Genomic DNA, 25,834 nt, shown 5'->3' with positions numbered 1-25,834 from the left:
TTTACTTTCCTTCATTTCTTCCAAAATTAACCATTGCCGTCATTCCGGAATATAACTCTTTATCCATTCCTGAAAGAGAAATCTTTACTCCGTATGATAGCACATCAAAATCTCCATTTTCATTTGTTGCTTTTTTTGTTGCAAAATCAGGTTTTTTATTTACAACGGTAACTGTTCCTTCCCATTCTTTGTCTTTGTATGCAGGGAACGTAACTTTCACTTTCTGCCCTTTTTGGACTTTATTTAAATCTGTTTCCTTAATATTGACTTCAATCCAGGGCTCATCCTTGGTAGTTAATGTGGCAAGTGGCATCCCTGTAGAAATCAGCTCTCCCTGCTCCACATTGACAGAAGTAATGGTTCCATCTACAGGTGCTTTAATTTGTGCATCATCAAGATAGCTGTTAACTTCTGCTATAGCCCCATTGGCCTGGGCCACCTGGGAATCTGCGGCTGCAACATCTTCGCTTCTAGCTCCCTGTACAGCCATATCATAAGTTTCCTTAGCCGCAATGTATTGTGCTTCTACCTGGTCAAAAGTTGCCTGGGATATGGCTTCCTGATCCAGTAAAGTCTTCATACGATTATATGTTTTTTGCGCATAATCGAAAGCTGCTTTTGCCTGGGCTATTTCCTGGCTTCTTGCTCCATTTTGTGCCTTTTCTGCTATTGCTTCAGCCGCTGCCTTGGCTGCTTTTGCCTGCTGCAGTTTTGCTTGCACTGCCTGGCTGGAAATTTTGATGATAACGTCTCCTGCTTTCACCTCATCTCCTTCTTTCACAAGAATCTCTCCAATATTCCCTGCTAATTTGGAGTTTAAATCTATTTCCGTCGTCTTTACATTTCCCTGCACTATGAAGTCCTTCGTCTCTTCGGCTTTACTACTGAAAGACCAACAGCCTGCTGCAATCAATGCTACCACCAGCACTCCCACAAGAACTGCTGTAGTTTTTTTCTTTTTATCCATAGCTGTCAATATTTCCTTCTCCATGTCATCTCTTCCTTTCTAAATCTCTATTTTGCTTTCTTTGTTATCGTCTACCTGAAGTCCCAATATCTCATAACTTTCATTCCGCCTTTTAAAACTAGCCGTGAGAACATTTTCCTGAATTGTTCCCTGAATCAAAAATGGTTCTTCTCCTAAAGGGGACCGCAGGATACCTTCTAAGGATATCTTGCCACTATCAGAAATTGTGCCCGTAAATAAATGTTTTTTTCCTAAACAATCCAGCTTTCCTTCTATACAGTTGTTTAGTTCTTTTAAATAGATAAAACCCTTTTTGGGGCCCATAGGGCTCTTCAATACGATGGCGTACTTCCCATTCATTGAATGCTTCCTTTCTCTAAAACCATATTCTTTATACATTTGTATGGTTTTTTGACAATTGTTCCTATATAATATATTTAAAATTTTAATTTCCGGAGGTTAATACCATGGCACAATCTGTAACTACTGAAATGACTAAACGGCTTATGGCTGATTCATTAAAAAAACTCATGACTCAGAAGCCTTTAAATAAAATCAGCATTCGTGAAATTGTAGAGGACTGCGGAGTTAACCGTCAGACTTTTTACTACCACTTTCAGGATATTTACGCCCTCCTTGAATGGATTGTTAATCAGGAGATTGTTTCTGTTCTGGAAGATACGGACAACTTTCTGACCTGGCAGGAGGTGGGCATCTACCTTCTCAAATACCTGGAGAAGAACTCTACTGTGGTTCTTTGTGCCCTTAACTCTCTTGGCCGTACCGCTATCAAACAATTTCTTTATGCAGATGTGGTAAAAATAGCTACTCAGATAATCACTCAGATTTCTTCTGACATAAATGTGGACGAAGAATCCTTTAACTTTGTGGTTCATTATTATGCCATTTCCTTTGGAGCTTTGCTGGAAGACTGGCTTTCCAATGGTATGAAACGGTCACCAGAAGAAGTGATTGATATTCTTGACACCATTGTTTCTGGGACCTCCCGGACTGCTTTGGAACGTTTTGCAGCCAAATCCAAGCCAGCGTGACCACTTGCATTATTAACACTATAACGGAATTCTTGTAGTTCCAACTCCTTGTGCAAATTCATAGCTCTTTAATGCTAAAGCATAGTCGGAATTTGCATTTGCCAGATTTAATTTTGCTTTATATACACTTACCTGTGTTTTCAGCAAATCTTCTACTGTACTTATACCTTCCTCATTGGTAAGTTCCATGAGTCTTTCTCCTTCAGTTGCATAGTCCAGAAGTTCTTTTGCTGCTTGTACCGCAGCTTTTTTATCCTGTAGTAAATCATATTTATTTCTGATATCTATTTCGATTTTACTATAAGCATCCTTTGCGGTTTTCTTTGATTCTTCCAGATTTATTTTAGCATTCAAATAAGTAGATGAATTTTTGGGGTATGCTTTAACATCATCCAGTAGAATTTCATAAACCTGAATTGCAAAATTTGCACCCTTTAATTCGATTCTGTTATTTAAAGCATTTTGTACAGCTGTATCTGCTGGTACGATTGCAGATGCTGATGTAAAGTGCTCTATGGTATCCGTAAAGACTACATCCTGCTGAACGTTATATCCCAACAAATAGTTGAAAGACATTTTGGCATATTTAAGCTGGGTTTCTGCGCTTCTCACTGCACTTTCTGCATCTGCCACGGCAGATTCAGCCTGTAATACATCTTTCTTTGACAATAATCCAACAGCTTTTTTTGCCTCTACATTTTTTAATGTCTTCTGCTGAGTCACCAGGTTTTCTTTAGCTATCTGGAAATTGTCCTGAGCTAATAGAACCTTATAGTAAATACTGATTGTATCCGATTCAATTTGATTTAATTCTGCCTGATAATTGTTTTCTGTATTGCCTCTGGCAAAGTCACGTCTGGCCTGCATAATTTTTTTATTATTTGAAGTTGCTCCCGCAACCTGAGCTTCATAGGCCATCTGGACAGGATCCACCCCTGCAGGTAACATGCTGGAAGGTATACTATCTAAAAGGTCCAGCTTATCTTGAGTTTTTTTGATTGTGCTGACTTTTTCGGAATATCCATTTCCTACTGCCATATCTGACTGTCTGTGAAGTCCTGCCGTTTCTGCTGATGAACCAGTTGTTTTCATTATTTTTATGGCTTCTTCCAGAGAAAGCTTTTTGGTGTCTGTTTTCTGTGGTGTTACAATGGCTGTACCAGATGTGTTTATTGCTGCATCTGTTGTTGTTACTGCTCCGGCAGTAGTGGTAATGGAAGTTCCTGATGTAGTTACAGCGGCCTTTGTTGTGGTAACTGCTGTACCCGCATTACTTACTGCTCCATTGGTTGTTGTTACTGCTGCGCTTGTTGTAACTGTCGTCTTCGAAGCACCCGTTGCTGCTGAACCTGTAGTTGTCGCTGCAAAAGCTAAAGTTGCAGAGCTAACCATTAAACCTGCCGCCAATATCATGCAAATATATTTTTTCTTCACTTTCGTAGCCTCCTTCTTTGTTTTCTCAAGTTATTTTACTTTTAAATGTATAAAAGTGAAATAGATAATTTTTATCAGTTGTATAAAAATTAAACATAAACAAAAAACTGTCTAAAATTTAGACAGTTTTCGAAATTTGTATAAAGCCTATCTCTTTTCAATCTTACCCAGATTGCCCATATAAGGTTTTAGGGCATCTGGAATAACTACACTTCCGTCTGCCTGCTGATAATTTTCAAGAATAGCTGCCACAGTTCTTCCTACAGCCAGGCCTGAACCATTTAATGTGTGGACAAATTCCGGTTTGCCCTTTGCTTCAGGTCTGAATCGGATATTTCCTCTTCTTGCCTGATAGCTTTCAAAGTTTGAACATGAAGAGATTTCTACATATCGTCCATAGCTCGGCATCCATACTTCAATATCATAAGTCATAGCTGATGAGAAACCTAAGTCACCAGTACTCAATTTTACAACTCTGTAAGGTATCTCTAATTTCTTCAAAACATCTTCTGCAGCGGCAGTAAGAGATTCTAATTCGTCATATGAAGTTTCCGGCTTTACAAACTTAACCATTTCAACTTTATTGAACTGATGCTGTCTGATCAGACCCCTTGTATCTCTCCCTGCAGACCCAGCTTCCTTTCTGAAACAAGGAGTGTATGCTGTATAATAAACAGGAAGCTGATCTGCTTCAATGATTTCATCCATAAGAAGGTTAGTGACAGGAACTTCTGCTGTCGGAATCAGGAAAAAGTCTTTAGCTGGCACATGGAACATATCATCTTCAAACTTAGGAAGCTGCCCTGTTCCAGTCATAGCTGATCTATTAACCATAAACGGCGGTAATATTTCTGTAAATCCGTGTTCCTGAGTATGAAGATCCAGCATAAAGTTTATAACTGCACGCTCCAGTCTGGCACCAAGTCCTTTATATACTGTAAATCTTGCACCAGCAATTTTAGCAGCTCTGTCAAAATCTAAAATATCAAGATCTGTTCCCACATCCCAGTGAGCTTTATATTCAAAATCAAATTTTCTTGGTTCTCCATATTTTCTCAGTTCAACATTATCTGCATCATCTTTACCAAGAGGGACTGTAGGATTTGGGGTGTTTGGTACATTTAATAAAGCAACTCTCAGTTCTTCTTCTACTGCACTGACCTGTGCATCCAATTCCTTTATTTCATCTGACAGTGTCTTCATTTCAGCCATTAAGGCTGTAGTGTCTTTTCCTTCTTTCTTTAACTTTGGAATTTCCTTTGAATCCTGATTCTGCTTGTTCTTCATAGCTTCAACTTTAGCAAGAATCTCTCTCCTTTTCTCATCAAGGGCAGGAATATTACTCAGTCCGAAATCTCCTTTTCCCCTTCTCTCAACGCTGGCCTTTACCTCTTCATATTGTTCTCTGATTTTCTTTATATCTAACATTTCAATATTTCCTTCTTTCTATAATATGTTTTTCCCATATTCTATATATATATCAGTTAGTTCATGTACCTTTTGCTGCATCTCAAGCTGTAAGTCGGAAGCCAGCTGATAATTTCCTTCATCTAATGCATTTTTTATTCTCGTTAATAAACATTTTTTATCCATGGTATCCCGTCCAATATAGCATCTCAGCCCCTGAATCTTATTCCAGAGATAAGCATCGTAATCAGCACAATCATGTTGATTGTGAAGCATAACACACTCTCTTAATATTTCCATATTGTCTGGAATAATTCTGCTGTGCAGCTCTGTGGCCCATTGGTCTAAAGTTGCCTTCTTAAAGGATTCCAGTACAATAGGCGTCATAACCCGATCCTTTAACAGAATCTCCATCTTCTCTGGATGTTCATCAAAAGCACAAATATTTTCCCAGACTGTTCTAGGTGCTCTGCCAAATAATCTGTCTCTTTCTTCAGGAGTAAATTCATCAAAAACATCCTTCTCACTTCTGTACTCTCTGTCTTTTTCAAAATAAAAATCTTCCTGACCATATTTTTTTGATAAAGAGTCCAGCAATTGATCTGGTGTTTTCTTTGCAGCCAGCGCTTTTGAGATTCCATCTAAAATAGCCATATATGCTGTAGCGATTACAAGATAAGTATTACTCTTTGGATTTGGTGATCTCATTTCAAATCGTGTTGACAATGGATTGTTTAAATCTCTTACCAGACCTATTAAAACGGTTCTGTTTCTGGATGGCTGTGCGGCTGTATGCCCAATGGAGGTCACTATACAAACCGGAGCTTCATAACCAGGTTTTAATCGGTTAAAGGCATCATTTGTTGACGTAATAAATGGATTCAGCACTTCATAATTCTTTAAAAGTCCCATAAGGGCTCCAAATCCTATAGGGTTCAGGAATCCTGCCTTCATATCTGTTGGGGCGAATAAACTGATGATTTTACCATTTTTCAGTTTAGCTGCTGCTCCAATATGAGTATGTTCTCCACTTCCTGCAACTCCATCAATTGGTTTTGCTCTGAATGTAACTTCCAGACCATGGAGTCTGAAAACATCTCTTACTATATATTTAACCTGCTTTTCGTTGTCAGCAGCCTGCATGGCATCTGAATACTTCCAGTCAATCTCAAGCTGCTCCATGATATGGTCATACTTCCCTGAGTTGCCTAACTTTGCCTTAATACCACCAACTTCTTTATGACCCATTTCCATTTCAAAGCCATATCTGTCTAAAAGCAGTAATGTCTTTTCTAAGGCCGTTCTTACAGGACCAATGGTTCTTTTCCAGTACTGTTCTTTCATAACCTGGGCAGTGGAAAGTTCTTCCCGATCACCTTTTTCGTCTGGTGTCTTTACCCAGAACTCAAGTTCTGTAGCACAAGTAAGAACAATTTCATCGATCTCATCCGCTGAATCAATAGGTAAATATTCCATTACATACGGATTATCTTTTATTAATGTAAGTAAATCCTTTTTGATTTTTGTAATAGCATCCCTGAGTATAACTCTGGAGCCCACTTCATTAGTATCGTTATGAACTAAGAATGACGGAATTCTTAAAGTCCCTACTGGAAGGCCCGATGGTTCATGGATAAAATCAAAGTTATGATCTACATACCAGTTGACACTTAAATCCGGAATAATATCTACTTTAGCATTATTCAGCTCTGCGATAATAGGCAGCACTACGCTGGAACCATCTGTCTGAACTCCATCTGTGAGGAACTTCTCCATATCTTCTAAAAATCTTGCTATGGGAATTTTCTCGTCAGTATTTTGACCGCCTATGTCAAGGCCCACAAGAGACACAAACATAATCTCAGGGTGATCGTTTAAAATATCTCTTATTTTTCCTGGTTCATGATCTTTAGCAGGTATATTAAATAACATCTTATCGTATGCCAGCATACTGCCCTCCTTATAAACTTCATTATATTAAAGAAATAACTTTCTTCTATTTATTAGTAACCATAATGTTTAATTGTACTACTTTTTTGCCTCTTTTTAAACAGTTTTTTATAAGTTTTTTGTATTTTGAGAACAAAATAGCTATATTTCTATTAAAAATATGACTTTTTCTAAAAATGTATAAAAATAGATAGGCCATACACAAGCTGGTATGTTACCTATCTATTTTAATGGTTTAATCTAAATTTGTTGCAGATGTTCAGTCTTACTGAGCAGGCTGCTGCTGATTTTCACTAGGAGCTAAAAGCCTCAAGTATTTCTCCAGCGTGGTGATATGCTCCCCATATCCGGCCCAGTCGCCATTTCTCTGTGCATCCTGAGCTAAGTCAAACTCTTCATTTGCCTTGGTTATTAGTTGTGCTGTAGACATTTGTTCAGGTGTTGTAGTTCCCTGTTCACCAGCGTTAACACCTTCCTGCCCTGCCTGCACCGTTGAGTTTTCCCCAAACAGGGAATCCAGAGCCTCACTTAGAGTTTCCTTATAGGCTATCTTATCCCCATAAACAACAATTACTCTCTTCACTTCAGGAATACTGGAGTTTGTAGCCTCCAGATATACCGGCTCTACATACAGTAACGACTGTTCTATAGGAATAATAAATAAGTTTCCTCGACTGTAAGTAGATCCAGATGAATTCCAAAGTGAAAATTCTTTTGAAATTTCAGTGTTCTGGTCTATTTGGGCTTCTACTTGCATTGGGCCATAAATTGTGTTATCTTTTGGCAGCTGATACAGAACAATTTTTCCATAATTGTCTCCATCATTTCTTGCTACCAGTAAGCCCGTCATATTTTTCTTATTTCTTGGAGTATACGGAATTGTATTTACAAATTCTGCCCTAGTTTCTCCAGGGAGCTTCATAATATAGTAATTTGGCTTTATAGGAGCTTCCTGAGTTCCGTATATCTCATTGGCAATATCCCAAAGGTCTTCTCCCTGATAGAAAACTTTTACATCATTCATATGATAACGCTTATATACATTTGCCTGAATATTAAAGAGCTTATTCGGATATCTTATGTGTGCCTGAATACTTTCTGGCATTTCCTTAAAGTCTTTAAACAGTTCAGGGTAAATCTTTTTATAAGTGGTAGCAATTGGATCCTTATCATCTACCAGATAGAATGAAGTGTCTCCATTATATGCGTCAATTACAACTTTAACGGAATTTCTTATATAATTATATCCTGCCTGAGTAAATGGTTCTGAATAAGGGTAATTTCCGCTTACAGTATAGGCATCGATCATCCAGTACAGCTTACCATCAGCTGCTACAATATATGGATCATCATCATATTGAAGATAAGGCATTATTTTCTGGACCCTTTTTTCAATATTTCTGTTGATAATAATTCTGGAATCATTCGTAATGTTAGTTGAAACTAAAAGTTTCAGACTCTGTTCCTTGATGGCAAACATTACCCGGTTTAAAAGATTTAACTTTATCCCTGCTTTACCTTTGTAAATAGCATATTTGTTATCCTCTCCGTTTGGATAATCAAATTCTTCTTCATTGGTATTTGTCAGAATATAATTGTTTGTAAGTTCACCAAAATAAATCTCAGGACGTTTAATATTAATCTCGTTTACCTGCGATACAGGCGGAATCCCTGATATAAGCATATCCGGCTGGCCACTGGCAGTGACTTTATCTACTCTGGACAGGGTTATTCCATATCCATGAGTATACTTTAAGTGCTTGTTAAGCCACTCTTCCCTGATCTGGGTTTCATCAATTTCTCTGGCTGCCAGGAAAGTCTGGGTATATTCACCGTTCACAAAATATCGGTCAACATCCACATCGTTAAATGCATAGTAACTTCTAATACTCTGAGTCTGCGTATAGAATTTCTTTGCAGGATCATAGTCATTAATTCTGATATTTGAAATAGATTCCATGTTATTTAAAATATCGCCTTTTGACAATGTATTACTGGCTGCAAAAGGCTTTATAGTTACATTCTGCAAATCATACGCTGCCTGAGTATATTTAATGTTGTTTTTTAAATACGGACTTTCTTTATTAATTTCGTCTGGAGAAACAATAAGATTCTGTACAAGAACTGTAGCTCCGACTCCCACTAAACCGATTGCAATCATAATAACAGGAACAGTAAGAATCACTCTGTATTTTTTTCTGGCGATACCTGTTGCAAATACTACAGCAGCAACTACAGCCAGTACCATTAAAACTCTGTACACCCACAGGGTAACTTTTACGGAAGTAAAACCTGCACCATAAACAACTCCCATGGACTGTGTAAATAAAAGTGTATACTGTTTAAGCAGGAAATCTACGCCTACCATCAAAAAGAACAAGACGCCAAGAATAATAATCTGCTTCGATGCAATACCTAGAAGTTGCTTTAAATTATGATCATCAAACTGTTTTTTCTTAAAAGGTCTGCTAGTCTTGCCTTGACTCCCCATTGCTTTATTGAAAATATCACCAAATGGTCCACCAAAATGGTTTTTTCCAAAGTTGCCTTGTCTCACATTATCATTTTCATCAAAGACATGCTCTGGCTCAGGCTCTGGACTTTCAAAAAACTGTGGTCTTCTGAGAGAAAGCAGTATTACATAGAAAACAAAGGTTAAAATTGCAAAAGCAATTATTATCCCCAGGCCTATGCTGTTTAATCCGCTTATAAATTGCAGCTTAAAGACATAAAAGCTTACATCATTTCCGAATAAAGGATCCTTTACTCCAAACGATGTACTATTCATATACTGTAATATTTCAAACCATAAGTTTGAAGCTACACTTGTAGAAAGTAATAAACCAAAAGCTGCAGATAAGCCTAAAGCTGTTCGATTCAATACTTTTTCACTTACAACATCACTTGATTGAACTTTCTTAAAGTAGCCCCTTTTCAGTACTTTCAGGTATAAATATGCCAGTGCAGAAATAACTACAAACGTAGGCACACCAATTTTTAACTGGGTAAACAACTTTGTAAAAAACACACTTACATAATTTAATTCCTTAAACCATAAGAAGTCCGTAAAGAATCCTATGAGACTGACAAACAATCCCAATAAGATTACAAGCACCAGTAATATTATTGCCGGGCGCTTACTCTTGTTCTTTTTCAAAAGCTCTCCTCCTTTATTTTATTTTAGCTATAATTCCTTCGATTGCATCTCTAGCCTCTTGCGGAAGGTTATCTCGTCCTCCTTTAAATTCTTTTAAGGAATCCAGGTAATTCATCCTTCCCAGCATTCCGCCTTTTAATGCATCAATATATTTTTTATCTTTAAAGTCAGGAATAAACCCTTCTACATCCATAGTCTTAAGTTCGGATAACATTCCAAATTCTTTAAATTCAGCAGTCCCTTCAATTATTTTTTCAACGATTCCAATGGTAACTTCTTTCGGAATCTTTTTGTCCATAAAATGTCCCGTATTAATAATATAATTATTAACGGATCTTTCCTCAAACAAAGCTTTAAACTTTTCATAATCCTGCTTTAGAGGATATGTTCTGAATGGATTTGCGTAAGGTTCAAAAACTAATGCATTCATGTCAACACCATCAGCAAGTTTTTCCGCTGTTGAACGTTTTGTTGCAAGGCATGCACCCATTACTGATGCCAGTACAGAATTTTGTATCTTTATAACCGGTGGAAGCGTATGGTCCTTCATCAGCCAGACTATTGTATTAATTGGCTCATCCATCTTGTCTACTCTGTTAGCGGCCCAAAGCTTGGATTTAATTGCTCTTCCATTACCATTTCTGATATCTTCCGTAACAATTACCAGTTTTCCGTCTTCATCAATTGTTGCGCCGCAATTCTGCACTGTAAGAAGATATTTATTATCTTTGGAGGTCAAAGGATAATCCTGAGTTTTATCAAAGTATGAAGGTTCCAGCGCAACGGTTGAACCGTTTTCGCTTGAAATAATATAAGCATCATCATGCAATACGGTTACATCGTATTTTCCATCATGCTTTGCATGTGTTAACGTGGATTTCCCTGAACCAGATAATCCGAATACACCCAGAACATGTGCCTCACCATTCTTCTTTATGCAACGTTTCAGGCCTCCGTGACAGGATGCATATCCGTTTCTGTTGGCAATGCCCCACGCCAGAGTAAGTGTTCCTTTCTTGTGTTCTCCGAAATATCTCATACCTAACAGGCATGCACAATTGTGTTCCGGATCAAAATATGCCAGTCCATTTGGGAACTTCGGATGTTTATAATCCGGGTCCGACATAATGAAAATATCTGGCTCATTACCTATTTCTTTTGATTCCTTATACATGTCATTATATTCTGCCGTTTTGTACTGGAAATTTAATAACCAGTTCAATAATGTGTTCTCATAGGTTTCAGGAATAAGAAGATGTGCTTTAACCATAAAATCCTTATCCAGTCCTATGTACGCTTCAGAATGATACATTTTTTTGTATCTTGTGTTGTATACAGCTTCTCTAAGTACCTTTGCAATTTCTGCTTCCTCAACGCCTACTTCTCCAAGTATAACACGTGCGCCTGCAAATCTTCCCACTGTTTCTCCGTCATTAAACAGCAGAATCTTTGCATTCTCCGGAAGGCCAATCTTTTCAGGTTCATAGATTGGCATGTCTGTTTCAATTGTACCTGTTGCAGTTCTTGCCATTTCATAGGCCTGTTGCAGGTCAAGAATCTTCTCCACATTGTTTCCATAAAAAGCAGTTTCAATGGTTGTTCTGGATGTGGAAAATGCTTTGTTTCCTGTACCAATCTGCTCTCTCTTAAAGTTAGCTCTCGTCGCCATTTTTTTTAACTCTCCCTTTCCAACAGGTAATGTAAGCTCCATAAATACAATACCTGCATAAAAAAAAAATAATTTAATGAATATAATTAATGTAATAAACCCTTAAATTAATTAATTTCCGACAGGATTTATTGAATCAACAGAGCTGCAGTAAGCTTAATACAGCCCAAATACAGCTCTGTTAATATAATTATCTAAATTGGTTTAACAGATTAAATTTCAGTATAACTTACTATCTTCATCTGTTTCTCTACAGGTTCAAGGTAATATATGTAGTCGTAATTCTTTGTTTTTGCCTTTCCGTTTTCCGTTATGGTTATTTCTTCATATACCCACAAGTAAAAACCATTACCTCCCTGTCTTATATCTCCTATTCTCAAGGTATCAAAAGTCTCTGTAACCTTTCCTGCCTTTGAAGAATTTTTTACTGCCTTATACGCTGGAGACCCTTCCTTAGCAAATCCCAGAACAGTTTGATCTTTGTTGTTTACATAATCAATCCATGATGAATCAAACTGAATAATAGCCTTTACTATCTCCTTATCATAAAATACGGTATTTCCCTTATCATCCTGATACCAGATATTATTTTCTATTTGCTGGGAATTATTTATGTTTTTATCTCCATAATCTTTATTATCTATATAAATAAGGCTGTCATCTGCTTTTACGGATTTGATATTCTTATTATATCCCAGGGACTCCGCAATTAAGGCTTCTTTGTCTGAGCTTGGTGCTTTATCTGGTTGTGCAGGAGCATTTACTGCTTTTGCATCTTCTTTCTTATCTTTTTGCGACTGGTCAGCAGGTTCCTTTTGGTCTTTATTGCTTTTTAAATGATCTGCCCAATTTACAGCAACGCTGAGCTTGTTGTTTATAAACGATGCTGCACTGCTTTCCGGTAAAAAATATTTTATACCAAGTATTGTAACTTCGAAAAGAAGTAAGGCTATAATAATAGCTAATATCACCGCAACCGGTGAAACTTTTTTCCCAGCATCTTCATCAACAAAGTCACCTAATGGGCTTTCCATTTCATCCCACGGCAGAATTGCCGGTTTGTCCACCTCATTTTCATCCTGATCCTGAGAAGAGTTTTCTACAATTTCACCCTGAAAGGATTCAACTTTTTCTTCACTTAGATTGTTCTGAGGACTTTTTTCTTTCGGCTCCTCTTTTACCAGTTCTTCCTTTTCTGTTTTATCCTGGTCGTCTTCTGGAAGGTTCTCATTTACCTGCCTGTCAGTCTGGTCCAGAGACATACTTGCAGGCATATTTATATTAAGCTTTTCTATATTTGAAGGAATCTGAGGTGGTTCTGTATAAGCTGCGTCTGGGGTTTTCTTTAACCGTTCATATTCTTTATCTAACAGCTTCTGAAACTCCTCATTCTTCTTGCTAAATGTGTAAAATTTATCAATTTGTTCCTCTACCGGAGTATGTACTTTATCATTTTTGTTGATTCTGGGTTTAAACAATTCCTGCTCTAAAGTAGATTCTGCTTTAATCTCAGGCTCCTTCTGTTTTAAAATTTCTAAAGGTTCCCTTTCAAAAATAAGAGTATCTTTATTTTTTGTACCTTCATTTCCTGCTTCCTTGAGCTGTTGGTCAAAAACCTCAAAAATATCTGTTTTATTCTCGGGCTTTATTTCTGGATTTAATCTGATTTCAATAGGTGATTGTTTTATATCCTCTTCCTGTATGGGTCCAGATTCAGTGTCAAATTTCAACAGTTCTCGTTTTCCCCAATCAACTTTTATGTCTTCTGTTTTTTTATGTTCATCACCTGAAAGAGGAAAGCCTTCTAAATTCCAGTGGGCACCGGCCGGCCTGTCCACTTTTTATCATTAATCTCCTGCCACGTTTGTGCTATGGTCTTTTGTGGCGCTCCTATATTGACTACTGGCGGAGCGGGTGTTTCCACCGAACCATCATGATTGTATATGACTTCTTCTACGGTTTCCCCCATATTAATGTTTTCATATCTTTCAATTACCTGTGCACCGCAATAGCTGCAGAATCTATCTCCATCCAGTAAGGTCTTTCCGCATTTTCTACAAAACATCTATTTCCTCCCAGTCACTTTTCCTAAAACTGTATTTGTTCACGCAGGGTCTCTTCAACATAGATCTTCCCTGTTTTTCCTATGTTATATCCAGGTTTTATAATTGTCCGTTCGTCTTTATCCTTTTTATCAAAAACTATTTTAGGTTTTTCAGTCTGCTTTTCAACGTGCATAGTTTCTGTTGTGCATTCCTCTGTTAAAGGCGCCTTTTCAATGACGTTCTCTGTTTCTGTTATGCCTTCAGATTCTTTTTTTAAGCCTTCTGGAAGGTTCTTTTTGATTTCTTCCAGACATTTATCAATGCTGTCCAGAGCTCTTATCTGGTCGTTGACTCTCCAATACCATAATCTTATACTCCTGCATGCAAGAAATATTAGCCCTGTCAAGACTAAAAGTATAAGGGCGATTACGATAACTGCACCAATTGCCTCCACTTGAAGGTTATTATTAATATATTGAATTGTTGACATTACATAATCAGTAATCATTTTCAATACACCTTCCTAAGAACACAGAATATACCTTTTTATATTATACAATAATTTTTAACAATATCAATTGCAAGAACGACTAAAAACAACAGAATTATCACAAAAAACAACAAAAAGAGCGGGGGTTGCCCGCTCTGTATTTAGAAGAGAGATTAGGCCCTGGCTCTTTTTGTGAGAACTAATAATCTGAGCTATCCATGCTGGATTTAAAATTTGATGATTTTCTGCTTTTATCTTCTGCCTGCTTACCTTTTCTAGCCTTTGTTGGTGTGGTTTCCACCGTATTCTTACAATTGTCTGCCTTGTTTTTGTTATTTGTGTTGTTTTTCATAATCTAATCCCTCCTTAAAAGTTATTCTGTGCATTAAACGTTTTCATATGTAAGGTAAAAAGAGGAATTTTAAGCATTAATGTTTGTCTTTTGCATAAGCTTATATAACTGGGCTATATAAATCCTGTAATGTCGTTATAAAAAAGTACTGCTGTGCAAGAAAATCCTGTAAAAAAGCAAGTTAATTGAGATTTATTACCATTATATAACACATTTTCAATATTATCCTATCAAAAATGGTTTATCATTATAGCTTGTGATAAGATAAATTATATAAATTTTTAATATTATTAGGAGGAATTGGTGTGAGTATAATAAAAGAAAAGGTTGAAGCTTTTGGTATTAAGAAAATCCTTGGCTACTTAGACTCTAATCCTGAAGAAAACATGCCCAAGGTTTTTAACTGGTTAAAAAAGCTTGATTCAGAAAACTATTATTCCGGAGCTTTTAAACTGGGAGAGCAGGCAGTAAATAATCCTAATGATGTCTGGCATAAATATTTAACCAGCTTATTTACAGATATTGATAAAGATGTCCGCAGAACATTTTTTGAAAATTTTCTGGTTAATTCCGTTATAATTGGAAGTAATACCAGAAAAAAGCTGGAAAAGAAGTACGACTGTAATATTCCCTGGACCCTGCTTATGGATCCAACCTCTGCATGCAACTTACATTGTAAAGGCTGTTGGGCCTCTGAATATGGTAACAACTTATCTTTATCTTATGAACAGCTGGACGACATTATACGTCAAGGCAAGCAGCTAGGTATGTATATGTACATCTACACGGGAGGCGAACCTCTCGTTCGAAAAAAGGATATCATACGCCTGTGCGAAAAACACAGTGACTGTATTTTCTTATCCTTTACCAACGCTACTCTTATTGATGAAGCCTTTGTCAAAGAAATGCTGCGGGTTAAAAACTTTATTCCTGCTATCAGCGTTGAAGGGTTTCAAAGTGAAACAGATATGCGCCGGGGAGAAGGTACTTATAAAAAAGTGGTAGAATCCATGGCACTATTAAAAGAAAACAAGCTGCCTTTTGGATTTTCCACCTGCTATCACAGACAGAATGCTGAAATCATAGGAAGTGAGGAGTACTTCGATGATATGATAGAAAAAGGCTGTAAATTTGGATGGCTGTTTACATATATTCCCGTAGGAGCATCTGCCCTGCCAGAATTAATGGCAACGGCGGAACAAAGAGAATTCCTATATAATCAAGTTCGAAAATTCCGTAAGACCAAACCTGTTTTTACCATGGATTTCTGGAATGACGGAGAATATGTTGATGGATGCATTGCAGGTGGCAGACGCTATTTACATATTAATGCCAATGGAGATATTGACCCATGTGCATTTATTCATTACTCAGATTCAAATATAAAAGAGAAATCACTACTGGAAGCTTTGCAGTCTCCGCTCTTTATGGAATACCGCCGTCACCAGCCTTTTAACCGAAATCTTCTGCGGGTTTGTCCTTTACTGGATAATCCCGGAGCACTTGCTGAGATGGTTCATGCTTCCGGTGCAAAATCAACTGATTTAGAAAGTCCTGAAGATGTAGATATTCTTACTGAGAAGTGCAGGTCCTGCGCTGAGAACTGGAGAACTGTGGCCGAAAAACTGTGGAATAAATAAAGCTGCGTTAAAAAAGAAGACTCCTTACTGGATTTTATTTAATAAGGGAGTCTTCTTTAGCTTTTTGTCAATTTTTTAAAAAAGTTGTTGACACATCTCCCTTAAAATGCTATAGTATAGAACGTGCCAATTATGTGTACACATGTGCATCGTTAGCTCAGTTGGTAGAGCACCTGACTCTTAATCAGGGTGTCCGGGGTTCGAGACCCCGACGGTGTACCAAATTTAAAAAAACATTTATCGGACAAGCTTCGGTAATGTTATAATATATCGACGTGCAATTTAGAGCACGCCATTGCGCATCGTTAGCTCAGTTGGTAGAGCACCTGACTCTTAATCAGGGTGTCCGGGGTTCGAACCCCCGACGGTGTACCAATATAAAATGATACAAACCACTTACAATATATTGTAGGTGGTTTTGTATTTAAATTCAAAGATTTAAAATCTAAAATTGTATTGTATTTAAAAAATGCCCATCTTAAAAAAGACAGGCATTTTATTTATAAAAATTTTAAAAGTTATTGTATTACAGCACCACAATATTCACATATTCCTGTAGAACCATTCTCAACACTATTATTGGCTCCACAATTAGGACACTTCACTAAAGAACTTCCTGATTTTTTCGGCTGTTCTTCCTCACAATCCTCGTCTTCACACTCTGACTCATCATCAGTAGAAACCAATTCTCTTCTATCCTGATCAATATATAAATCCTCAAAGTAGCCCATTGCAGACATTGCTTCCAGGTCTTTAATGGTCTGATCATAAGTTCTGCCTGCTGCAGATGCAAGCCCGTCTAAAGATGTTAAGCCTCCATCCACAAGTGTAAGATATTGATCATATTTTTTCGCATCCTTTATGGCTTTAATACCCCAATACACCATAATCAATCCTGGGATTAGAAGCATCAAAAAACCACCAGCATTCTTTTCTTCCTGAATCATTCCCATAGAAGATAATACGAATATAATCCCGGTAATAACAACTCCCTTTCCGGTTCCTGCTACAGTCTTCATCCTGCGGTAAAGCAAAAACATTCCCACAGGGAAGAATATTATGAGAAAAACAACAATTGCCGTCCAGGAATACCATTTGCTTATATATCTGTCACAGTCAGGACCATTTTTACTATGTATTTGCATTTTGTTCCTCCATTATATTATTAATTTCATTAAATCTCCTTGATTTTCATGTTATAACTTTGTTCCACATTCAGGACAGAATTTTGAATTCCCTGCTATGTCACAATTGCAACCAGGACATTTTCTTAATAGGGGGACTCCGCATTCTGGGCAGAACTTACTGTTTGAATTTTCAATAGCAGCGTTACAATTAGGACATTTCTTTGATTCATCCTCTTTGACTTTCTGTGTATCATACCCACAGCTTCCACAAAAACGCTTTCCTTTTTCCATTACATTCCCGCAAGAAGGGCAATTTATTGTTTCGTATGATGTGTTAATATTCTGAGCCAATCCCGCAAATTGGGATCCCATTGCACCGCCAATACCAGCTCCCAAACCGAGGCCAATACCAGCTCCCATCAAACCTGGCTGGGCTGCTGCCTGATTGGTTGCGGCGCCTTCTAATGTATCAAAGGATCTCTGTTGTACATAATTATAGCCTACAATATCCATTTCAGCCTTTTTTGCCAAAGCGGCTTTTAATTGTTTAACTGTTTCATCTTCTTCTGGAACGCTAATATCATTAACCAAGAAGTTAACCAATTTTATTCCATATTCTTCTAAAACAGGCTGAATCTTTTCCTTCAGGCTATCTGAAAGTTCTTCCAGATAAGCGTTGATTTCAAGTATACTAATTTTTTTGTGAATCAGATATGAGGAAATTGCATCTTTAACTTTTGTAAGATATACTCCTCTGAAAAATTTTACAATAGAATCTTTGTCAAGAACGGACAGCGTTCCCACAAGCTTAATCAGGAATTTTCTTGAGTCATCAATCTGTATCCCAAACTGACCGAAGGAACGAACCGGCACAAATATTTGGTATTTGGGATCCTGTAGCTGAATAGGGCTCGGGGTCCCCCATTTTATATCTAAAGAATTCACTTTATTCACATACCATACTTCTGCTGTAAAAGGTGATTTCCCCCCAAAAGGAAGATTAATGATATTGTTCAGAATCGGGATATTTGGGGTCTCCAGTGTATAACGACCCCTTCCGAAAACATCCAGTGCTTCTCCACCTTTAAAAAGAATTGCCTCCTGAGATTCATTCACAATCAATTGGGTCCATGTCCCCAATTCCTCACTGGGGAACTTCCAGGCAAACACATCTGGACTGCCATTATACTTTACGACTTCTACTATTGCCACTTTTTTCACTCCTTTTGACGCTAATATTATATACACATTCTTTTTTATTATATTACACTACTATTTCACCTTCAATGTTTTTCCTAAAATATACAGGGAGTATTTACCTTATTTTTAATAGGTATATTTTTAAGGTATGAATTCCTAAATGGATGTATTATACAGAAATTTTAAAATTGACATAAAATTTTAAAAACTACTTGTAAACTAAACTTCAGAATTATATAATTATAAAAAAATGTTCATTAAATCAACATAATGTTCACATGACGAACAACAATCTTTTCTTTTTACTATCAATTTTAAATATAGGAGGCGTTGAATATAAGTAATAAAGAATCTGTACATGTTAGTGGAAAGAAAAGAATAGAGCTGGCTGCATCTGATGAGTTAGTGGGACAGGATGCTTGCTGGTTTGATATAAATATATCAACGAAACAAGAAAGGAAACAACAATATGGGAAATGAACAATCAAATGAAATTCTTCAGGAAGATTCAAAAGGAAAGAAAAAAGGAATAAATACGTTTGTTTTACTTTTTGCAGTACTGGTAGTTATGGCAATATTATCATATATCCTTCCTGCCGGACAATATGACAGAAAAGATGTAGATGGAAGAAGTGTTGTGGTACAAGGAACCTATCATCTTGTAGACAAAACCCCTGTAGACCTGTTTCATTTATTTACATCCATTCACCAGGGTCTTGTAGAAGCGGCACCTATCGTTTTCTATATCATCATCATTGGAGGAATGATCAATGTAATGAATGCTACCGGCGCATTGAACGGACTCCTTTCAACTACAGCCGAAAAGCTTTCAAAACAAAGGCTGGCATTTATCGCTATACTGATGCTCTTGTTTGCACTTGGAGGTAGCTTTATCGGTATGGCAGAAGAAAGTCTGATGTATCTGCCTATTATCATTCCTTTTGCTCTGGCTTTAGGGTTTGATGCTTTTACCGGATGTGCCATTGTTCTTATGGGTATGTCCATTGGTTTTACCACCGCTATTATGAATCCATTTACTATCGGACTTGCCCAGGGCATTGCAGAATTACCACTGTTCTCCGGTCTTCCAGTAAGACTTGGCCTGTTTATCGTTGTGTACATAGCTGCAGTGGCCTTCGTATATCATCATGCAAATAAAGTAGCCAAAGACCCGTCTCTTGGAATCTGGGGTGACAGAAGATATGAAGGAGTAGCCGTTATTGAAAACATCAAGTTTACCGGCCGTCACAAACTGATACTGTTAGCTTTTGTAGGAGCTATTGTCTGTCTTGTAGTTGGTGTTATCAAATTTGGATTTTATATGGCTGAATACTCCGGTGTATTTATCATCGTATCCATTCTTTTCGCTGTGATTGGTAAAATGTCTTCCAATGAATACATTGACAAATTTATGGAAGGTGCACAGGGAATCTTATCAGGAGCCTTGATTTGTGGTTTTGCAAGAGGTATAGTAGTTGTATTAACCAACGGAAATATTATTGATACCATTCTGAACGGTGCCGCTACCATTCTGGAACATACCTCCGCATCTGTATGTGCTGCAGGAATGTTTGTGGTTCAGGCAACTCTTCACCTGCTGGTTCCTTCCGGAAGCGGCCAGGCCATGCTTACCATGCCAATCATGATTCCTTTAGCGGATCTGCTTCATGTAACCCGTCAGACAGCATGTCTGATCTTCACTCTGGCTGATGGAATTGGTAACACAATTCTTCCTACATCCGGTTACTTCATGGCGGCCCTGGCAGTAGCAGGACTGACATGGGGTCAGTGGGCAAAGAAAATATGGCCTTTTGTTGTAGGTGAATATCTAATCGCTATTGTTGTAGTAGTAATTGCAAACTCCATGGGATACGGACCATTCTAAAAAATAGTACTTGAAACATTAACTTAAAGTATAGCCGGCCTTCAAAATAGCTTTTGATTGTCGGTTATACTTTTTAGGAGGTATTAACATTGAAATCAAGAATAACTGAAAGAATTTCAGATAAGCTGGATGAGCTATTTAACATTAGTAAATATCTTTATGAAAATCCAGAACTTGGAGAACAGGAATATCAGGCGGCCAGATTGCTCACCGATTACCTTACTAAAAACGGATTTACTGTTGAACACCCTGTTTATGATATACCCACCGCCTTTCGTGCCAGTTATGCCAGCCGAAAAGAAGGCCCCAATATCGCATTGTTCTGCGAGTATGATGCACTGCCCGAGATTGGACATGGATGTGGACACAATTTAATTTCCACTATGTCTATTGGTGCAGCTCTCGGGCTAAAAGCTATTCTGGATGAAACTGGCGGCAGAATCACCGTCTTCGGCACACCTGCAGAAGAAACCAGTGGTGTAAAAGGAATCCTTGCTGATCAGGGAGCTTACCAGGATGTTACCGTTGCTATGATGGCCCATCCAAGCCCGGTTTCAGAAACCAGCGGAACCTCTTTAGCTCTGCAAGCCATCAAATTTGAATATTTTGGGAAAACTGCACATGCAGCTGCCATGCCGGAAAAGGGAATTAATGCTCTGGATTCTGTTATTCTTCTTTATAACGGCATTAATGCCCTTCGTCAGCATGTTACAAGTGATGTACGTATGCATGGAATCATTTCTCATGGAGGCGTTGCACCAAACATTGTCCCAGACTATGCAGAAACCAGATTCTATTTCCGTGCACAGGAAAAAAAGAATTTAGAGAAAGTAATTGAAAAAGTAAAAAAATGTGCTGAAGGTGCTGCCAGCATGACTGGAGCAACTGTGAAAATATCTAATTTTGAAAATTCCTATGATAATCTGAGAACAAACACTACTCTTTCTGAGATTTTCAACGCTAACCTTATGTCCTTGGGGGAAAAAGAGATAAGGGCTGCAAGTAACGGAATTGGCTCAATCGACATGGGAAATGTAAGCCAGGTTGTTCCTACTATCCACCCATGGATTGGTATCGGTGACCCGGAGTTAATCCTTCATTCAAAAGAATTTGCTGACTATACCATAACGGACAATGGAAAGGCTACCATATACAAGGGGCCTGTGCCTTGGCAATGACTGGCTATGATGTGCTTACGTCAAAGCCCCGTCTGGATATAATCCAAAAAGAGTTTTTAGCTCTTTCTAAAACAAATGGTGTATAATAGTTATGATTTATACATATGGGGAGTGGATTAATTGGAAAAGGAAAAACTAACACCTATTGACAAGGCATTGCTGATACTGGAAACCATGAGCAATCATCCTGATGAGCTGAAAGTTGCTGAGATAAGTGAGATTACTCAGCTTAACAGAACAACTGTACATCGTATTCTTCAGGAATTGCTAGCCAAGAAATGGGTAATACAGGATTTCAGATCAAAGAAATTTATTGTGGGTCCCATGGCATTTCACGTAGGCATGGCCTATATAAACAATGACAACATGGAGTCAAAGATAATGGAAATTTTAGATCGTATCGGTGCAGAAATGAAAGAGTCTGTGGGATACGCCACCAGAGTTGGGGATCAAGTCATCTCCCTTTATGAGATGGAAGTACACCAACCCTATAAAATGAACTATCGTCCCGGACAGTTTTACCCTATAAACAGAGGGTGTTATGGAAAATGTCTGATGGCCTATTATGACCAGAATCGGGTAAAACAACTGCTGTCAGAACAGAAATTCCAGAAATTAGGGCCAAATACGTTGACTCAGCCTGAAGAAATATTACAGGAATATGAAAAAATCAGAAATCAGGGCTATGCAACCAGTGATGAAGAAGTGGCCCCTCACGTTTTCGGACTCAGTGTTCCTGTTTTTAATCAGAGTGGCGAAGTTAAGGGCTGTCTTGCCTGCTCATTTTTAAAGAGTAAGGACGATGAAAAACGAATTGACAAATTTCTTAAATTGTTTAAACAGGCAGCGGAAGAAATCACAAGTTATCTGCCATAAAATTTTATAGAGACTGAAAATTTAACGAATCTCAATGCCTTATTTAATCTGGGAGGTATGTATGGAAAAATCAGTTAATGAAATTATTTCAGAAAGCTTTTCTGAGAAAGAAGTAATCAATCTTCTGACAGAACTAGTCAGTATCCCAAGTCATGATGGCATAAAAGGCCAGGAAACCGGCGTTGCTGAATATATATATAATTTCTTCGTCAAGGAAGACATTGAAGCCCAATTGATACCTGTTATAGATGGCAGGTGTAATGTAACCGCAAGATTAAAGGGAACCGGAAATGGAAACTCCCTTCTTTTCACAGGTCACACAGATACGGTACCCCCTATGATATGGAAGGGAACCCATATGAAGCTAGAATTTCAGAGGGAAAAATGTACGGACGCGGGGTTGTTGATATGAAAGCGGGTCTGGCCACTATGATGATGGCAATGGCTGCCATCAAGCGTGCAGGAATAAAGCTATACGGAGATTTAGTGTTTGCCGGAGTCATTGATGAAGAAGCAAAAAGTGAAGGAACCCGTGCTTATTTACAGCAGGGAACCCTGCCAGATGCAGCTATCGTCAGCGAACCTACCAGTATGCAGATCTGCATTGGCCATCGTGGGCTGGAATGGTTTGAGTTTACTTTTCATGGGAAAACCGTACATGGCGGGAAACAAAAAGAGGGGATTAACGCTATACAAAAATCCATGTTATTTATTAACAAACTGGAATCTGAATTAATTCCTGAAATTGAAAAAAGAACCAATCCTGTCATCGGATCCTCTTCAATGAATTATGGATTAATAAAAGGGGGAACTCAGCCTAGCACGGTAGCAGGAGAATGTATTCTTCAAATAGACAGGCGCTGGATACCGGGTGAAAATTATCAGGAAATACTGAGGGAATACCAGCAGATACTTGATGAACTCAGCACACAGGACTCCCAATTTAAAGCAGATTTTAAGGTAATGGATGTCAGCTATATGGATGATACCTATATCCACGAAGCTATGTACACAGACCCAGACCAGGAGATTGTCAAAGCTTCGGCAAAAGCTATTCACAAGCTGACAGGAAAAGATGCCCTTTTAGGTTCCTTTCCTGCATGGACAGATGGTGGTCTCATAAATTATTACGGCAAAATACCTACCATAGTTCTGGGTCCTGGAGACTTATCCAGCGCCCATTCTAAAGCAGAAAATATTGAAATCAGCCAGCTTGTCCCTGCTGTATTGATTTATTCTATGATAGCCATAGATTATTGTAAATAAAATAATAAAGAAAAAAGCCGATACAATATATTTGTATCGGCTTTTGTGTCCATTGTACGTGTTTATTTTACTTTTTAGCTCTCATTCCCTATATATTAACTAGGATTTGTATCTGATTGTGCTGCCTTATAGGTTATTGTTTTTGTCTCAGTAACTTCTTTCCCAGAATAGCTTGTTAGCACAAATTTGAAAGTGTTTTCTCCTTCTTTCAGGGTATAGGTTTTTTCCCAGTTACTTTTATAGTCTGCTGAAGCAGTGTCAACTTCTTCTCCATTTATGGTAAGCACTGTACTAAAATTTTTATCATAGATACTGCCTCTTATGGTTACAGTGTTATTTGTCACTTCTGATGGGCAATAACCAATGGTTAATTCCGGTTTAGCAGCATTATAATTAATTGTTTTTGTCTGAGATACGGTTTTTCCTGAGGAACTTGTCAATACAAAGTTCAGTGTATTTTCCCCCTCTTTCAGGCTATAGGTCCAATTCCAGTTACTATTATATCCTGCAGTGGAAGTAGCTACAGCCTCTCCGTTTATTGTAAGCACCGTATTGTAATCTTTGTCATAAAGAGTTCCTCTTAATGCAACGTTTTTGTCTGATACTTCAGCTGGACAGGAAGTTATGGTCAGTTCCGGCCCTCCAACACTATAATTAACTGTTTTGGTCTGAGTGGTTGTTTTTCCAGAAGAACTTGTCAGTACAAAATTGAAGGTGTTCTTCCCTTCTTTTAAAGTACACGGCCAGAACCAGTTAGAAGTTTTTCCCTCTGAGGAAACATCTACCTTAGATCCGTTTATAGTAAGAGTTGTACTGTAATTTTTATCATACATGCTCCCTGTCAGGTTAATATTTTTATTTGCAACTTCCCCTGGGCAATATGTAATAGTTAATACAGGGGCATCCAACTGGTAGGCTGCTGTAGCACTGACTGTTTTTGTTTTTCCTGCTTTTGTTCCTGTAACGGTAAAGGTTTTAGAACCTTCTCCAGTAAAGGTGTATGGATAAGAGCCTTCATATTTTCCAAATCCATTATTATTCATTGTTACTGAATTACCATCCACAGTAACTTTTGTGCCTTCTTCCGCTTCAATCTGCAGGGTTACTTTCTTGGGGTCATTGCTGGTAATAACCTTTGCTGATAGATCTAAATCACTATTTATGGATGTAACGGCCTGTTTTGTTGCTCTGTTTAATAAAACTACAGCTTCTGCCTTACTGATGCTTTGCTGGGGCCTGAAAGTTCCATCATTATACCCTGATATTAAATTCCGTTCTGCCGCAATACTCACATAACCTAATAAAGAAGAGGAAATACTGCCTGCATCTGAAAACATATAACTTGCATACTTTGCGTTATTGGCATCTTTATCAGTGAGTCCAAGCATTCGTACTAACGCAACTGCGATATCTTCTCTGGTAGCTGCTTCTGCAGGATGAAATGTTGGCAGCCCTCCAAAAGGATTTGTATAACCCGTGAGAAAATCTTTGCAGGTTTCTATATAGGTGCTGGACCATCTGCCTGTTGGCACGTCTGCAAATGTTTCAGATGTAGCATTCTTTAATGGCGCATTAAAGGTTAAAACCAGCATTTTTGCAAACTGTTCTCTTGTAACCTTATTGGCGGGATTAAATTTGCCATTTCCATCTCCTTCAATTATTCCTCTTGAAGCAAATGAACTGATGGCATCCGAAGCCCAGCTGTATCCATTTAAATCATTGAACGTTACTGTATTTCCATTTCCAATGATCTGTATGTTTGTATCCGCATTAACCGGCACGGTACTACACAGCATTAATAAAATAGCAATAACTGATATGGTGACTTTACTTTTTTTTAACATTTTATTTACCCCCAAATAATTTTGGAATTTGCCCTTTCTTACTTTGTTAAGTTAGTTTAAGTATATTATAGCACCATATTAGTAATAATTTACCATTATTATTTCGTTTCTTTTACACAACGATACACTGCAAGGGTATCTGACATAAATGAATCCGATAAAGTAATAGAGGAACCTGTGGCTGAAAAAGCTTTAACAGTATCTGCCTTACTATTAATGAAATTACTGTCTGGCACTTTTGTATAATCCGTATACTTGAGTAATACGTATTTTTCACCTGGCACCAGAGAATTAA

23 protein-coding genes and 2 tRNA genes are annotated in these 25,834 nt (G+C 37.8%); 10 read left to right on the top strand and 15 right to left on the bottom strand.

What is annotated here, in order from left to right:
- Window position 1: 1 nt before the first annotated feature.
- Together Ami3637_RS08120 and Ami3637_RS08115 are read right to left on the bottom strand one after the other, a co-directional pair.
- Complete coding sequence (locus Ami3637_RS08120; protein WP_243158143.1) at window positions 2-991, bottom strand: HlyD family secretion protein; 990 nt, start codon at window positions 989-991, stop codon at window positions 2-4.
- 15 nt (window positions 992-1,006) lie between these two features.
- A complete protein-coding gene (locus Ami3637_RS08115) occupies window positions 1,007-1,327 on the bottom strand; it encodes a hypothetical protein (RefSeq protein WP_162362138.1) in 321 nt (106 codons plus the stop codon).
- 107 nt (window positions 1,328-1,434) lie between these two features.
- Here Ami3637_RS08115 and Ami3637_RS08110 point away from each other — a divergent pair, with 107 nt between their 5' ends.
- The gene (locus Ami3637_RS08110) at window positions 1,435-2,019 is read left to right on the top strand and encodes a TetR/AcrR family transcriptional regulator C-terminal domain-containing protein (RefSeq protein ID WP_162362137.1); all 585 of its coding nucleotides are present in this window, start codon (window positions 1,435-1,437) and stop codon (window positions 2,017-2,019) included.
- Between the two features lie 18 nt (window positions 2,020-2,037).
- On the opposite strand, the gene Ami3637_RS08105 is transcribed toward Ami3637_RS08110, so the two are convergent.
- The 9 genes from Ami3637_RS08105 to Ami3637_RS08065 all read right to left on the bottom strand — a co-directional run bounded on the left by Ami3637_RS08105 (window position 2,038) and on the right by Ami3637_RS08065 (window position 14,523).
- Window positions 2,038-3,453: a TolC family protein gene (locus Ami3637_RS08105; protein ID WP_162362136.1), complete on the bottom strand. Its 1,416-nt coding sequence runs from the start codon at window positions 3,451-3,453 to the stop codon at window positions 2,038-2,040.
- 147 nt (window positions 3,454-3,600) lie between these two features.
- The gene (serS, locus tag Ami3637_RS08100) at window positions 3,601-4,881 is read right to left on the bottom strand and encodes a serine--tRNA ligase (protein ID WP_162362135.1); all 1,281 of its coding nucleotides are present in this window, start codon (window positions 4,879-4,881) and stop codon (window positions 3,601-3,603) included.
- A gap of 18 nt (window positions 4,882-4,899) precedes the next feature.
- The gene (locus Ami3637_RS08095; RefSeq protein ID WP_162362134.1) at window positions 4,900-6,810 is read right to left on the bottom strand and encodes a glutamine synthetase; all 1,911 of its coding nucleotides are present in this window, start codon (window positions 6,808-6,810) and stop codon (window positions 4,900-4,902) included.
- Window positions 6,811-7,075: 265 nt separating this feature from the next.
- Window positions 7,076-9,967 (bottom strand): UPF0182 family membrane protein, encoded by a 2,892-nt coding sequence (locus tag Ami3637_RS08090; protein ID WP_162362133.1) that lies wholly within the window; start codon window positions 9,965-9,967, stop codon window positions 7,076-7,078.
- 13 nt (window positions 9,968-9,980) lie between these two features.
- Window positions 9,981-11,636, bottom strand: a complete 1,656-nt coding sequence (locus Ami3637_RS08085) for a phosphoenolpyruvate carboxykinase (ATP) (protein ID WP_162362132.1) — start codon at window positions 11,634-11,636, stop codon at window positions 9,981-9,983.
- A 212-nt stretch (window positions 11,637-11,848) separates the two neighbouring features.
- The gene (locus Ami3637_RS08080) at window positions 11,849-13,474 is read right to left on the bottom strand and encodes a TcaA NTF2-like domain-containing protein (RefSeq protein ID WP_162362131.1); all 1,626 of its coding nucleotides are present in this window, start codon (window positions 13,472-13,474) and stop codon (window positions 11,849-11,851) included.
- Window positions 13,441-13,701 carry a zinc ribbon domain-containing protein gene (locus Ami3637_RS08075; RefSeq protein WP_162362130.1) on the bottom strand — a complete coding sequence of 87 codons (261 nt, stop codon included), beginning with the start codon at window positions 13,699-13,701 and terminating at the stop codon, window positions 13,441-13,443. Before Ami3637_RS08075 ends, Ami3637_RS08080 begins: the two co-directional genes overlap by 34 nt.
- Window positions 13,702-13,724: 23 nt before the next feature.
- Window positions 13,725-14,189 (bottom strand): hypothetical protein, encoded by a 465-nt coding sequence (locus Ami3637_RS08070; RefSeq protein WP_162362129.1) that lies wholly within the window; start codon window positions 14,187-14,189, stop codon window positions 13,725-13,727.
- A 181-nt stretch (window positions 14,190-14,370) separates the two neighbouring features.
- Entirely contained in the window at window positions 14,371-14,523 is a 153-nt protein-coding gene (locus Ami3637_RS08065; RefSeq protein WP_162362128.1) for a hypothetical protein, read from the bottom strand.
- 305 nt (window positions 14,524-14,828) lie between these two features.
- Between Ami3637_RS08065 and Ami3637_RS08060 the strand changes: the two genes are divergently transcribed.
- The 3 genes from Ami3637_RS08060 to Ami3637_RS08050 all read left to right on the top strand — a co-directional run bounded on the left by Ami3637_RS08060 (window position 14,829) and on the right by Ami3637_RS08050 (window position 16,538).
- Complete coding sequence (locus Ami3637_RS08060; protein ID WP_243158142.1) at window positions 14,829-16,163, top strand: radical SAM protein; 1,335 nt, start codon at window positions 14,829-14,831, stop codon at window positions 16,161-16,163.
- A 146-nt stretch (window positions 16,164-16,309) separates the two neighbouring features.
- Window positions 16,310-16,385: transfer RNA gene (locus Ami3637_RS08055), tRNA-Lys, on the top strand.
- 77 nt (window positions 16,386-16,462) lie between these two features.
- Window positions 16,463-16,538 (top strand) — tRNA-Lys (locus Ami3637_RS08050).
- A gap of 143 nt (window positions 16,539-16,681) precedes the next feature.
- On the opposite strand, the gene Ami3637_RS08045 is transcribed toward Ami3637_RS08050, so the two are convergent.
- Together Ami3637_RS08045 and Ami3637_RS08040 are read right to left on the bottom strand one after the other, a co-directional pair.
- A complete protein-coding gene (locus Ami3637_RS08045; protein ID WP_162362127.1) occupies window positions 16,682-17,308 on the bottom strand; it encodes a TFIIB-type zinc ribbon-containing protein in 627 nt (208 codons plus the stop codon).
- A 51-nt stretch (window positions 17,309-17,359) separates the two neighbouring features.
- A complete protein-coding gene (locus Ami3637_RS08040; protein ID WP_162362126.1) occupies window positions 17,360-18,502 on the bottom strand; it encodes an SPFH domain-containing protein in 1,143 nt (380 codons plus the stop codon).
- Between the two features lie 318 nt (window positions 18,503-18,820).
- On the opposite strand from Ami3637_RS08040, the gene Ami3637_RS08035 reads away from it, so the two are divergent.
- The 6 genes from Ami3637_RS08035 (at window position 18,821) to Ami3637_RS08010 (ending at window position 23,695) form a co-directional block, all read left to right on the top strand.
- Window positions 18,821-18,970, top strand: coding sequence for a hypothetical protein (locus Ami3637_RS08035; protein WP_162362125.1), 150 nt, complete (start codon window positions 18,821-18,823; stop codon window positions 18,968-18,970).
- On the top strand, window positions 18,960-20,375 hold the full coding sequence (locus Ami3637_RS08030) for a YfcC family protein (RefSeq protein ID WP_162362124.1): 1,416 nt from the start codon (window positions 18,960-18,962) through the stop codon (window positions 20,373-20,375). Before Ami3637_RS08035 ends, Ami3637_RS08030 begins: the two co-directional genes overlap by 11 nt.
- 89 nt (window positions 20,376-20,464) lie before the next feature.
- Window positions 20,465-21,553 (top strand): M20 family metallopeptidase, encoded by a 1,089-nt coding sequence (locus tag Ami3637_RS08025; protein ID WP_243158141.1) that lies wholly within the window; start codon window positions 20,465-20,467, stop codon window positions 21,551-21,553.
- 120 nt (window positions 21,554-21,673) lie between these two features.
- A complete protein-coding gene (locus Ami3637_RS08020; RefSeq protein ID WP_162362123.1) occupies window positions 21,674-22,429 on the top strand; it encodes an IclR family transcriptional regulator in 756 nt (251 codons plus the stop codon).
- A gap of 61 nt (window positions 22,430-22,490) precedes the next feature.
- A complete protein-coding gene (locus tag Ami3637_RS08015) occupies window positions 22,491-22,841 on the top strand; it encodes a M20 family metallopeptidase (protein WP_162362122.1) in 351 nt (116 codons plus the stop codon).
- Window positions 22,814-23,695: a M20 family metallopeptidase gene (locus Ami3637_RS08010; protein ID WP_162362121.1), complete on the top strand. Its 882-nt coding sequence runs from the start codon at window positions 22,814-22,816 to the stop codon at window positions 23,693-23,695. The genes Ami3637_RS08015 and Ami3637_RS08010 overlap by 28 nt, the downstream gene beginning before the upstream one ends.
- Window positions 23,696-23,790: 95 nt before the next feature.
- Here the strand turns inward: Ami3637_RS08010 and Ami3637_RS08005 are convergent, their stop codons facing one another.
- Together Ami3637_RS08005 and Ami3637_RS08000 are read right to left on the bottom strand one after the other, a co-directional pair.
- Window positions 23,791-25,539, bottom strand: coding sequence for an S-layer homology domain-containing protein (locus Ami3637_RS08005; RefSeq protein WP_162362120.1), 1,749 nt, complete (start codon window positions 25,537-25,539; stop codon window positions 23,791-23,793).
- Between the two features lie 98 nt (window positions 25,540-25,637).
- Window positions 25,638-25,823 (bottom strand): hypothetical protein, encoded by a 186-nt coding sequence (locus Ami3637_RS08000; RefSeq protein ID WP_162362119.1) that lies wholly within the window; start codon window positions 25,821-25,823, stop codon window positions 25,638-25,640.
- Between the last annotated feature and the right edge of the window lie 11 nt (window positions 25,824-25,834).

This window comes from Aminipila terrae, assembly GCF_010120715.1.
GTDB lineage: Bacteria > Bacillota > Clostridia > Peptostreptococcales > Anaerovoracaceae > Aminipila > Aminipila terrae.
Note: the sequence above shows the minus strand (reverse complement) of the source record. Positions and strands in the feature narration are given on the sequence as shown.

Excerpts from the sequence above, each read along its gene's own strand:
- Ami3637_RS08085 (WP_162362132.1), bottom strand. The coding sequence starts at position 11,636 with ATGGCGACGAGAGCTAACTTTAAGAGAGAGCAGATTGGTACAGGAAAC.
- Ami3637_RS08005 (WP_162362120.1), bottom strand. The coding sequence starts at position 25,539 with ATGTTAAAAAAAAGTAAAGTCACCATATCAGTTATTGCTATTTTATTA.
- Ami3637_RS08030 (WP_162362124.1), top strand. The coding sequence starts at position 18,960 with ATGGGAAATGAACAATCAAATGAAATTCTTCAGGAAGATTCAAAAGGA.
- Ami3637_RS08010 (WP_162362121.1), top strand. The coding sequence starts at position 22,814 with ATGTACGGACGCGGGGTTGTTGATATGAAAGCGGGTCTGGCCACTATG.
- serS (WP_162362135.1), bottom strand. The coding sequence starts at position 4,881 with ATGTTAGATATAAAGAAAATCAGAGAACAATATGAAGAGGTAAAGGCC.
- Ami3637_RS08115 (WP_162362138.1), bottom strand. The coding sequence starts at position 1,327 with ATGAATGGGAAGTACGCCATCGTATTGAAGAGCCCTATGGGCCCCAAA.
- Ami3637_RS08065 (WP_162362128.1), bottom strand. The coding sequence starts at position 14,523 with ATGAAAAACAACACAAATAACAAAAACAAGGCAGACAATTGTAAGAAT.
- Ami3637_RS08120 (WP_243158143.1), bottom strand. The coding sequence starts at position 991 with ATGGAGAAGGAAATATTGACAGCTATGGATAAAAAGAAAAAAACTACA.
- Ami3637_RS08110 (WP_162362137.1), top strand. The coding sequence starts at position 1,435 with ATGGCACAATCTGTAACTACTGAAATGACTAAACGGCTTATGGCTGAT.
- Ami3637_RS08015 (WP_162362122.1), top strand. The coding sequence starts at position 22,491 with ATGGAAAAATCAGTTAATGAAATTATTTCAGAAAGCTTTTCTGAGAAA.
- Ami3637_RS08075 (WP_162362130.1), bottom strand. The coding sequence starts at position 13,701 with ATGTTTTGTAGAAAATGCGGAAAGACCTTACTGGATGGAGATAGATTC.
- Ami3637_RS08070 (WP_162362129.1), bottom strand. The coding sequence starts at position 14,189 with ATGATTACTGATTATGTAATGTCAACAATTCAATATATTAATAATAAC.
- Ami3637_RS08095 (WP_162362134.1), bottom strand. The coding sequence starts at position 6,810 with ATGCTGGCATACGATAAGATGTTATTTAATATACCTGCTAAAGATCAT.
- Ami3637_RS08045 (WP_162362127.1), bottom strand. The coding sequence starts at position 17,308 with ATGCAAATACATAGTAAAAATGGTCCTGACTGTGACAGATATATAAGC.